The sequence below is a fragment of the Aurantimonas sp. 22II-16-19i genome (genome assembly GCF_002088275.1).
In the GTDB taxonomy this organism is placed as follows: Bacteria; Pseudomonadota; Alphaproteobacteria; order Rhizobiales; family Rhizobiaceae; genus Jiella.
Genome location: NZ_AQQS01000085.1, coordinates 1 through 1,091, shown reverse-complemented (window position 1 = coordinate 1,091; position 1,091 = coordinate 1). Strand labels below are relative to the sequence as shown.

General features: G+C 53.1%; 2 protein-coding genes. Both read right to left on the bottom strand.

Features of this window, described 5'->3' with window-relative positions; all coding sequences use genetic code 11:
- Nucleotides 1–614, bottom strand: a 614-nt coding sequence (locus ATO4_RS26695) for a TIGR04255 family protein (RefSeq protein WP_139802741.1), incomplete at its 3' end; no start/stop codon positions are given.
- Nucleotides 599–871 carry a hypothetical protein gene (locus ATO4_RS27560; RefSeq protein ID WP_139802740.1) on the bottom strand — a complete coding sequence of 91 codons (273 nt, stop codon included), beginning with the start codon at nucleotides 869–871 and terminating at the stop codon, nucleotides 599–601. The genes ATO4_RS26695 and ATO4_RS27560, both read right to left, overlap by 16 nt.
- Nucleotides 872–1,091: the final 220 nt, after the last annotated feature.

Below are 1,091 nucleotides of genomic sequence, written 5' to 3'. Positions count from 1 at the left end.
CCTTCATTCATCGCATCCAGATGTGTACGCTGGAGGAGATTGCCTTCCATCGAGCCTGCAAATGGTCGAAACCAGCCTTGGTGATGATGCCATAGCGGGCCGTCAACATTTCGGAATAATGATTTAGGTATATTTTCGCTATTGCTATCTAATAAAAGCGAAATGTCATAATCTTCGGATTTTAAACCCCACTTGAATACGTCAACATACTGTAGTGCTATGTGAGATATGTCATTCGTGCCCTGCTGCATAATAACGTTGCATGCGTTGTGGATCAGAGAAAGAGAGCGTTTCGATACGTCGGCCCAGTTGGTGTATGTTAAACAGTTTACCACCAGCGTGTTGCCATCTGCCATCATCCGCCAGTCAAGTGATCCGTCGCGCTTATAGGCCTCAAAGGAAACTGGACTTGGCGCCTGTTGTGGGGGCGCGACGGGGCCGCCACCGATCGCGAACTGGAACACCTGCGGCCTCTCCATTCGCGGCAACTCGCGCTTGATTTCTTTATGGATAGACGTGAGCTGCTCCAGGAGACCCAGAGGAAACTGCCGCTTGAACGTGAGTGCGAAGACGACTTCTTGGATCGCGTGATGATCACTTATCGGGACAAACAATCGCTTCCTCGTAAATTCGCATTTTGATGTGGCCGATCGGAAGGATCACCCTGTAGCCAAAGCGGTAGCGCTTTCTTGCTGCGAATTTCAATCGGTGCGTTCCATTTCGACAGCGAAACATGAGGCAAAAATGCTGGATGCGCTTCGTGCAGCTCACGATAGTCGTCGCCAATGTCTAAAGTCCGCGACAGCTTCGCCTCGCAAGGAGCGGCATCCGTCATCTGACTGAGGGCTTCGACGGCTGCGGTGCGAATCATGGGGTCTTCTGATGACCGGCTTTTCCACAGGTGACGAAAACGGTGGATGGCGGAACGGGGACGGAACGCATTCCCCCGTCTTTCCCCCGCATCGATCGGGAGCTTCCGGTTTCGTTCCGCTCCGGGGCGTCGCGAGACGTCTTCGAGATTTTGCCGGAAAGCCTTGTTCTGGCGGAGAGGAAGGGATTCGAACCCTCGATACCGTCTCCGGTATACTCCC

Excerpts from the sequence above, each read along its gene's own strand:
- ATO4_RS27560 (WP_139802740.1), bottom strand. The coding sequence starts at position 871 with ATGATTCGCACCGCAGCCGTCGAAGCCCTCAGTCAGATGACGGATGCC.